This window comes from Thiobacillus sp., assembly GCF_024708915.1.
Genome location: NZ_JANJXQ010000077.1, coordinates 1 through 9,876 on the forward strand (window position 1 = coordinate 1; position 9,876 = coordinate 9,876).

General features: G+C 65.8%; 5 protein-coding genes. 1 reads left to right on the plus strand and 4 read right to left on the minus strand.

Features of this window, described 5'->3' with window-relative positions; genetic code table 11:
- Nucleotides 1-492: 3-deoxy-7-phosphoheptulonate synthase (locus tag Q0L94_RS06075; protein ID WP_296751254.1), on the minus strand; the 492-nt coding region annotated here is incomplete at its 3' end.
- 470 nt (nucleotides 493-962) lie between these two features.
- Here Q0L94_RS06075 and Q0L94_RS06080 point away from each other — a divergent pair.
- Entirely contained in the window at nucleotides 963-4,682 is a 3,720-nt protein-coding gene (locus Q0L94_RS06080) for a DUF1631 family protein (protein WP_296751257.1), read from the plus strand.
- Between the two features lie 801 nt (nucleotides 4,683-5,483).
- Here Q0L94_RS06080 and tldD read toward each other — a convergent pair.
- The 3 genes from tldD to Q0L94_RS06095 all read right to left on the minus strand — a co-directional run.
- Nucleotides 5,484-6,956: a metalloprotease TldD gene (gene tldD / locus Q0L94_RS06085; protein ID WP_296751260.1), complete on the minus strand. Its 1,473-nt coding sequence runs from the start codon at nucleotides 6,954-6,956 to the stop codon at nucleotides 5,484-5,486.
- A 29-nt stretch (nucleotides 6,957-6,985) separates the two neighbouring features.
- Nucleotides 6,986-7,933, minus strand: coding sequence for a carbon-nitrogen hydrolase family protein (locus tag Q0L94_RS06090; RefSeq protein WP_296751262.1), 948 nt, complete (start codon nucleotides 7,931-7,933; stop codon nucleotides 6,986-6,988).
- Nucleotides 7,934-7,948: 15 nt separating this feature from the next.
- The coding region (locus Q0L94_RS06095) for an AsmA-like C-terminal region-containing protein (RefSeq protein WP_296751264.1) at nucleotides 7,949-9,876 on the minus strand (1,928 nt) is incomplete at its 5' end.

Consider the following 9,876-nt stretch of genomic DNA (forward strand, 5'->3'; position numbering starts at 1 on the left):
GCCGATGGCGCCCCAGCCCACCAGATCGGCAATGTATTGCGGCGAGATCAGATCGAGAAATTCGGTCGCGCAGGGCAGGCCGATTTCGTTGATTTCCAGCAGCAGCTTGCGCGCCAGCCGCAGCCCCTCGTTGATGTCGAAGCTCTCGTCCAGGTGCGGGTCGTTGATCAGCCCTTTCCAGCCCACGGTGGTACGCGGTTTTTCGAAATACACGCGCATGACGACGATCAGATCGTGCGCCAGCTCGTCGGCCAGCGGCTTCAGTTTGCGCGCATAATCGAGCGCGGCGCCCGGGTCATGGATGGAACACGGGCCGACGACGACGAACATGCGGTCGTCCGCCCCGCGCAGCACGTCGTGGATGGCACTGCGGGCTTGCGCCACGCGCGCCAGCACGGTTTCGCTGGCGCGCAATTCGCGCATGATCTGCATCGGAGCGAGCAGTTCGCCGCTTTGCTCGATGCGGGTATCGTCGGTTCGGGTGGCAGACATGTTCGGGCTCCGTTGATTTATTGATTCGGTCAGATGAAGTTTGAAGCGGGATCAAGGTTCAGCTTGCTCGGGCTGTGTGTGGCAGCGCGGGAGGCCGAATCAATAACCATTAAAAATAGCGTTCTATTGAGACGGACCAGCGAACCGGTCAAAGCATGATGCCGTGAGAAATACAATGCGGGTTCAAACATCGTCGGGCCTTATCAATAGGTTGATCCGTGCTGGCGGCGTAAACAAAAAAACCGCCAGCGTACTGGCGGTTTCGTTAAGGCGTGCTGTTCGTTTCAGCGCCTCCCGACCGCCTGCGGCGTGGGATAAAAGCGGCTAAAAAAGAATACTGCGGCACGAATCATGCATGGCAGTCTACCAAAACTGGAGTGGGCTCGCCAAGCGCCCGCGAGTCGGCCGGATTCGGACGGCACAGGGATGCCATCGGGCAAACGGGATAAACAAAAGGGAATGGTGTGGAAATGTTGGCTAACGCGACAGAGATTCGGCATCCCGCGCAGGAATTGCGGCGCGACAAACGCTTTCAGGTCTCGCAGGCGGCCATCATCACGCAGCCGGGGCATACCGAAATCGCTTGCGAGATCCGCGATTTCTGCCTGGGCGGGCTGTTTCTCAAGTTCACCAACCCCGAAGCGGCGATCGCCGCGCTGGCCAGGCGCGCGGACGCCGAGGTGGAAATCGTCTTCACCCCGGCCTCGACCCATACCGCCCAGACCTTCCGCGTACCGGCGCAGCTCAAGCGCCTGAGCCCGCTCGGCGTCGGCGTCGCGTTTGTCCGGCAGCCGGTCGATGCGCTGCGCGCGCTGCAAAAACTGCGCATGGCCGGGCACCGGCAAAAGCTCGCCGCCCTGCCCGCGTCCCACGCGCACCCCCAGCTGCGCGAAGCCAGCAGCGCGCTGCTGAGCGAAACCCTGCTGCAGGTGCACGACCAGATGATGCGCATGCTGGGCGACAAGCTGAACACGGCGGCGATGCACGCCTCCGGCATCGCCGAACACAGCGGGCTGCTGGGCGCCGTCCACGAATTCGGCAAACACGCGGCTGCCGTGCAAACCCGCTTTGTGCAACAGGTGCTGGATACGCTGCGGCAGGCCCGCCCGGTGCAAACCCAGGCCACCCGCGACACTTCGGATAGCGGACTGGCTCTGGTCGACGAACTGGATTTCGAAGACTGGCTTGCCACCTCGTCCGAAGCCAACAAGCTGGAAGAACTGTTCCGCGAGCAGCTCGCCGACATCGAACCGCGCATCGGCCAATTGTTCGGCTTTGCCTGCGACCACAGCAACAACCCGTTCGGGCCCGCGGTCATCGGCCACGCCTATCGCAGCGTGCTGCAGGACGTGCCGGTACCGGCACGCGCCCGGCAGGTCGCGTATGCCGCGTTGCGCGACGTGCTGACCGAGCAGCTGGCGCCACTGTATGCCGAGCTGCTGGCGCTATTACCGGTCTCGCAGGCCGAGGCCGCGCAGCCGCCCGTTGCGGCGCCGCAATCCCGGCACGCCGCTCCACCGGGGGCAGCGCCCACCGCCGCCCCCGCGCAAGCCGAATCCCCGGTCCCCGCGGCGGCGCCGCAGGGCGCCCTCGGCCGCCTGACCGGCTCGCTGCTGGATTTTTTCCGGGGCCAGCCAGCGGCAGCCGCGGCCCCGCCTCCCTCGGGCGCAGTGCCCGCCGCCGCGGCAGGCAAGGCCATGCCTGGTTATGCCGCGCAGGGTGCGGCGGCCAGCGGCCAACCCGCGATGGCAAGCGCGCCCGGCGTGGCCCGCTCGCCGGTGCTGCAGCGCCTGGCCGCCGCCGGCGCGCTGCCGCCCGCCGTCACCCACGAAATGCAGCGCTCGGTCGACATGTTCGGCGCGCTGTTCGACACCATGCACGCCGAGAAATCGGTCAGCGAGGGAATGCGTCCGTTTTTCCAGCAGCTGGAAACCAGCCTCATCAAGCTGGCGATGTCCGACCCGCAATTTCTGAATTCGCCGGCCCACCCGGCGCACAAGGTATTGAACACGCTCGACCGCATCAGCATGGTGGCCGGCGACGACGGCAAGATCACCGACCAGCGCCTGCTGCGGCTGATGAGCCGCTGGACCGACCGCATCAACGCCGAGGCCGACAAGAACCCGGGCGTGTTCGAAGAAGCGCGCACCCAGCTGGAACGCGTCGTCAAGCCGCTGCTGAACGAGCGTGCCGCACGGGTGTTCCGCCTGCAGGAAATGTGCGAAGGCCGCCAGCGTGCCGAAGTCGTCAAACAGCGCATCCTGCGCGAACTGTTGACGCGGCTGGACGAACGCGCGGTGCCCAATGCCGTGATCGAACTGCTGAACGGCGGCTGGCGCAGCGTGCTGCTGCTGGCCGAGATGCGCCACGGCGTCGACAGCGACGAGGCGCGCGAGGCCTGGCAGGTGCTGCAGCAGCTGTGCGCCTGGCTGGATCCGGAACTGGCCACGCCGCCCGGCGCCGCCGAGATTCAGACCTTGCTGCAGCGCATCGACCAGGCGCTCACCCAGGTGTGCGCCGACAAGTTCGCGCAGGACCGTATCGTCGATCAGCTCGCCGCCGCGCTGTTCGACGAAGACAAATCGCAGCGCCAGCACACTTCGGTCGCCGCCCGCCTCAACGACGCTACCGGCGAGCCGCTCTCCGAAGCGCAGGACAATCTGGCCGAACGCCTGCGCGTCGGCGACTGGCTGCAGTTCAAGTCGCTCGACACCCCGCTCAACCTGATCTGGATCGGCGACCAGCCGCCGGTGTATGTGTTTGCCAACTACCGCGGGATCAAGAAGCTCGACCTCAAGCGCCAGGACCTGCTGCAATCGCTGGAAGACGGCACGGCGCAATGGACCGAAGACCTGGAACTGCCATTGATGGACCGCTCCTACAGCGCGATGATCCAGAAAATGCAGCGCGACCTGCTGTGGCAGGCGTCCCACGATCCCGCCACCGGACTCGCCAACCGCAAGAGCTTCTTCCGTTCCATCCGCCGCAACTGGCTGCGCAGCCAGAACCCGGACAGCGGCTACGCCGTCGGCGTGATCCAGCTCGACATCAGCGATCCCGCCGGCGAGGCCGTGGGCGCCGAAATCCGCACCCCGATCCTGCGCGAATTCGCCCGGCAGCTGCCCGCGCAGCTGCCGCCCGGCGCGTTGCTGGCGCGTGCCGGCGAATCCGGGCTGGCGTTCTGGACCGAAGCCGCCGACAGCGCCGCTGCCAAGGCGCAGGTCGACGCGCTGCTGCACGCCCTCGTCGACCGGCCGCAGGAAATCGACGGCACCCGCTACCGCGTGCAGGCCGCGGCCGGCCTGATGTGGACGCGCGACTGCCTCAGCCCCGAAGCGTATTACGACAACGCCAACGCCGCCTGCGCCCGCGCCCGCGAGTCGGGCGCGCCTATCGTGTCGTACGACAGCGAAACCGACGCCGCCGGCGTGCTGGCGCTGGCCGAGTGGGCGCACGAACTGACTGCCATCCTCGCCAACAACCAGTTGAGCCTGAATTGCCAGCCTGTGGCCGCCGCGGCCGATTCCGCGGGAACTCCGCTGTATTACGAAGTCCTGCTGCACCCGACCGCCCACGGCGAACGCAGCATCGCCACCCGTGACCTGATCGCTGTTGCCGAGCGCCTGCAGCGCATCGGCGAAGTCGACCGCTGGGTGGTCAAAACCGTTCTGCGGTGGATGCGCGAGCAACCCGATCTCGCCGCCCGGATCGGCGGCTTCTCGATCAACCTGTCCGGCCAGTCCGTCACCAACCCGCTGTTCCTGAAGTTCCTTCTCGCCGAACTGGCGCGCGGCGACATTGCCGGCGACAAGCTGATTTTCGAAATCAGCGAAGCCGACGCCGTCGACGGCCACGCGCAAACCCAGTTGTTCATGCGCCAGCTGCAGCGCCACGGCTGCCGCTTCACCCTCGACGAGTTCGGCGCCGGCAACAGCTCCTACACCCGCCTGAAAAGCATGAAGCTGGATTACCTGAAGATCGACCGTGCGCTGGTGCGCGAGATCGGCACCAGCATGATCGACGAGGCGCTGGTGCGCTCGATCCTGGAAACCGGGAGCTTCCTCGGGATCAGGACGGTGGCGGGGTATGTGGAGGATGCGGAGACGCTGGCGAAGCTGGCGGAGATGGGGGTGGATTGCGTGCAGGGGTATTTGATCGGGGAGCCGAGGCCGCTGGAGAGTTTGGCGTAACGCCGTCTCTCCGCTCCGTTCGCGCTGAACTTGTCGAAGCGCTGTTGGGGGCAGTAGCCGGCTTCTTCGCAGGACCACTGGCCGTTGGCCGGGGGTAGCCCGGCAGCTAGTCACTTTTCTTGTCTCGCCAAGAAAAGTAACCAAAAGAAGGCGACCCCGACAGTCCCGAATTCCCGAAGATCAAGCGCGCCAGGTGGGCGGCAAAGAACTCACCCCGCCCTCGATGTTTTTAATTGGTTTTTTGTGGGCGGGGCTCAGACACCTTTGCCGCTGACCCACCCGCCACACTTGATCTTCGGCGGGTCTGTGAGGGGAAAGAAGATCAAAACCAGGACGGTGATGACTGGACGGTTTGCCTGCTTGGGTGAGGACGCAAAACCCCGCGCGAAACATTAAATCGATTTGCGACGATTGCACTTTGGCGAACTGGTTTGACGTTCTCCCCTCTCAGTCCCGCCGGAAATCGAGCCTGCCGGGCGGATCAGCGGCAAAGGTGTCTGAGCCCCGCTCACCTTCGAAATACAAATAAAGCGGGGCGAGTTCTTTGCCGCCCGTCCGGCAGGCTCGATTTCCGGGGTTTCGGGGATGAGCGGGGTCGCTTTTTCTTTGGTTACTTTCTTTTGGCGAGACAAAAGAAAGTGACTAGCTGCCGGGCTACCCCCGGCCAACGGTCAGCGATCCTGCGAAACCACTCACTACTCAGTAGTGCTCCGCGCCTGACCGTACTGGATTGCTTCGGCGCTCCGCGCCTCGCAATGACAGGGATGCACTCTGACAATGGTAGGCATTGCCGTCAGGGCATTACGCCGTCCCGCCCACCGTCAACCCATCGATCCGCAACGTCGGCTGCCCTACCCCGACCGGCACGCTCTGCCCTTCCTTGCCGCAGGTGCCGACGCCCGAATCCATTTCCATGTCGTTGCCGATCATGGAAACGCGCGTCAGCACTTCGGGGCCGTTGCCGATCAGGGTGGCGCCCTTCACCGGGTAGGTGATCTTGCCGTCTTCGATCATGTAGGCCTCGGCGGCGGAGAAGACAAACTTGCCGCTGGTGATGTCGACCTGGCCGCCGCCGAAGTTGACGGCGTAGAGGCCGTTCTTCACCGAGGCGATGATGTCAGCAGGGTTCTTGTCGCCGCCCAGCATCAGGGTGTTGGTCATGCGCGGCATGGTCAGATGGGCGAAGGATTCGCGGCGGGCGTTGCCGGTGATGGGCATGCCCATCAGGCGGGCGTTCATCATGTCCTGCATGTAGCCGGTGAGGATACCGTCTTCGATCAGGGTGGTGCGCTGGGTGGGGTTGCCTTCGTCGTCGACGTTCAATGAACCGCGGCGCAGCGGGATGGTGCCGTCGTCGACCACCGTCACGCCGGGCGCGGCGACGCGTTCGCCGATGCGGCCGGAAAACGCCGAGCTGCCCTTGCGGTTGAAGTCGCCTTCGAGGCCGTGACCGATCGCTTCGTGCAGCAGGATGCCGGGCCAGCCGGAACCGAGGACGACGGTCATGCTGCCGGCGGGTGCGGGGCGGGCGTCGAGGTTGACCATGGCCTGGTGCACGGCCTGGCGGGCGTATTTCTCCAGGATGTCGTCGCTGAAATAGCTGTAGTCGAAGCGGCCGCCGCCGCCGCCGCTACCCTGCTCGCGGCGGCCGTCCTGCTCGGCAATGACCTGCAGCGACAGGCGCACCAGCGGGCGCACGTCGGCGGCGAGGTGGCCGTCGGAGCGCGCGACGAAGATGACTTCGTATTCGGAGGCGAGGCTCGCCATCACCTGGATGACGCGCGGGTCCATCGCGCGCGCCTTTTTCTCCAGCCGCTCCAGCAGCGCGACCTTGGCTGCGTCGTCCAGGCTCACCAGCGGGTCGACTGCGTTGTACAGCAGGCGGCCTTCGCCGCGCTGCACCATGCCGAAGCTGCGGTTCTGTCCGGCGCGGGCGATCGCGCGGGTGGCGTCGGCCGCAGCGCCGAGCGCATCGAGGCTGATGTCGTCGGAATAGGCGAACGCGGTTTTCTCGCCCGAGACCGCACGTACGCCGACGCCCTGGTCGATGTTGAAGCTGCCGGACTTGACCTGGCCTTCTTCCAGGCTCCAGCCTTCGGAACGCGAGTACTGGAAATACAGGTCGGCGTAGTCGACGTCGTGCGTCAGCAGGCGGCCGAACACCGGCGCAAGCTTGTCGGCGTTCAGTCCATTCGGGGTCAGCAGCGTGGCTTCGGCGGAACGGAACAGCTGTTCGGCGGTCTGGATGGGAACGAAGGCGTCGGTTGGGTTCATGGCTTGTCCTGCTCCTGCTGGATTCAAAATTATTTAGTGGTGGGCTCGCGCTTGGCCGGCACCCGGCGCTCAACCACGTCGACTTCGATCTGCTGGCACTGGATGTGGCGGTGCTTGAGCGCGGGCAGGCTCTTGCGCAGGCTGGCCTGATAGGCCGGGTTGATGTTGGCGATGACCACGCCGGAGCCGCGCGGCAGGCGGTCGAGCACCACGCCCCAGGGATCGACGATCATGCTGTCGCCATGGGTCTCGCGGCCCGACAAGTGGTAGCCGCCCTGCGCCGGCGCGATCACGTAGGCAAGGTTTTCGATCGCGCGCGCGCGGATCAGGGTCTCGAAATGCGCGCGCCCGGTGGTGGCGGTGAACGCCGCCGGCACCACGATGATATCGACGTCGGGCATGGTGCGGTACAGCTCGGGGAAGCGCAGGTCGTAGCAGACCGACAGGCCGATGCGGCCGAACGGGCTGTTGAGGACGACCACCTTGTCGCCCGGCTCGATCAGCTTGGCTTCCTGGTAATGCTCGTTGCCGAGATCGAGGCCGAACAGGTGAATCTTGTCGTAGCGCGCCACCAGCTTGCCGCGTTCGTCATACACCAGGCAGCTGTTGCGCACCTTGTTCGCCGCGCCGGCCTCCAGCGGCACCGAACCGCCGACCAGCCAGACGTGATGCTTCTTCGCCATGCGCGACAGAAAGGACTGGATCGGGCCGTGGCCTTCCGCCTCGCGCGCTTTCACCACGTCGGCGTCTTTCATCGCCATGATGCAGAAAAACTCCGGCAGCACGACCAGGCGCGCGCCCCCCTCGACCGCCAGTTCGATGAGTCGCTCGGCTTCAGCCAGGTTGGCAGGCACGTTGGGGCCGGATGCCATCTGGATGGCCGCCACACGCACCGTGCCTGGCTGCGGCGCGGGTTTTTTGACTTGTGCACGCCGGGTGGGTGCCACGGTGGTTTTTGCGGGTTTTTTTGTCGGCATGGTCGGGTTCCACGATCAGGGTTCGGATACTTGGGTTTCGGCTTTGGCCTTGGGCAGCCGCTTGACATCGGGGGCCTGCCACGCCCCGGTCACCATATATTCCTGGCTGATGACCTCTTCGAACGGGTCGCGCAGCAGTTTCTGCGCGGCCAGTGCACCCACGCCTGCCAGCGGCCCGCCGAGCAGGGCGCCTGCCACGGCCACGCCTTCGGACAGTTTCGGAATCACCTTGACTCTGAGCTGCACGGTTTCCTGGTTGAGGTCGGCCAGCCCCGACATGTTGACCTTGGCGGCCGGCCCGCGCATCCTGAAGTCATCGCTGTAGACCACGCCGCGCGCAATGCGCAGGGTGGCGCCGATGTCGTCGAAGGCATAGCCTTCATTGAAGATATCACGGAAATCGAAGTTCAACCGGCGCGGCAGCGATTGCAGGCTCAACACGCCGAGCAGCTTGCCGGCACCTGGATCGACCTTGAGGAACTGCCCGCTTCTGGCCTTGAAATCGAGCTGCCCCGCCAGCGTGCCGAACGCGAAATCGGCGGGCGAGCCTTCCCACGCGGCATTGCCCTGGACCGCGACACTGCCGCGTTTGAGCGTATCGGGGTAGCCGAAGCGGGCCAGAAATTTGCCCGCGTCGAGCACATCGAGGCTCAACTCCGCCCGCGTTTCGCCCAGGCCGCTGTCGCGCCACAGGCCGCTCATGCGAAACACGCTGTCGGGATGCGTGAGCTGCAGGGTGTCGATCGTCAGGCCCTGCGGTGTGCCGCGCGCCACGGCTTCCAGCCGCCCCAGCGCATGGTCCTGCAGACGGAAGTCCTCCACCGTCAGATCCAGCGTCGGAAAATCCACTGCCCGCATGTTCATTTCATCGGCCGCCCCGCTCACCGGCATTCTGGCGGGGATGATCAGCTGCCTGAACTGCGCCGACACGCGGGCGGGCTGCTCCCTCGAGGATTCCGGTCCGCCGCGGGCTGAGGCTCCCGCGGGCTCGGATACGCCGGCCGGACGATAGGTCAGCACACCGCTCATTTCGCGCCCGCTCACCTGGGTACGCAGCAGGCCGTTGCGGGTACGCCCCAGCAGACGCACATCCTGATAGCGCCGCCCCAGCAGATCGAATGCGTCGAATCTGAGATCGATGGACGACAGCGGCAAGCTGGCGCCGCTTCCACCCACGGGCAACAACGCCATCCAGCCGGAGACATCCAGGCCGCGTCCGCTGCCGGCCAGACGCAGGCCGGGCTCGTTCGGCATGACCGCCTGCCCGTCGAAATGGATTTCGCCGCGGCTGAAGCCGCCTGCTGCGGTGCTGCGCCACAGCGCGCTAAGGGTTCGGCCCAGCCGGACTTCGTTCAACCGGGCATCGCCCTGCGGCTGGCGGATCACCAGCAACGGCAGCGGCTGGGCGGCCGCTTTGGCGAGCGGCGCCGGCAGGCTGGAGCCCAGCCCGGCCAGGTCGGACTCGATGCGGACCCGCTCCCCTTCCGGTTCGAGGTCGATCTGGCCGCGCCACCCGGCCTGTCCCGACAGATGCTTGCTCCACGCCGAATTGAGCCACGGTGCCAAGCCCGCCGCGGTAGCCTGCCCCTGCGCCAGAATCTGCACCCGGTCGTTGCGGGCGGTGGTATCGATGCGTACCGCTCCGCCCAGAAACTGCGCGGCGATGCTTTTTGCGCTCAGGCTGTCGCCAGTGAAATCGATGTCGCCGCGCACCTGGCTGAGCTGCGGCAAGCCGGCTGGCAGCAGGGTATTGCCCAGGAACGACAGGGTGCCGGCCAGCGTGGTGTCGTGGCTGTGGCGCAGCGGCACCTGCAGCTTCAGGGCGAGCCGCATCGGCCCGTTGCCGTCCAGCGCATCGGTGAATCCGCGCAGGCGCTCGCCCACCGGGCTGAAGTTGGCAAAACGGATGAAGTCCCGGATCGGGCCATTGGCCTGGCCTTCGA

Coding starts and splice junctions, on each gene's coding strand:
- Q0L94_RS06080 (WP_296751257.1), top strand. CDS start 963: ATGTTGGCTAACGCGACAGAGATTCGGCATCCCGCGCAGGAATTGCGG.
- tldD (WP_296751260.1), bottom strand. CDS start 6,956: ATGAACCCAACCGACGCCTTCGTTCCCATCCAGACCGCCGAACAGCTG.
- Q0L94_RS06090 (WP_296751262.1), bottom strand. CDS start 7,933: ATGCCGACAAAAAAACCCGCAAAAACCACCGTGGCACCCACCCGGCGT.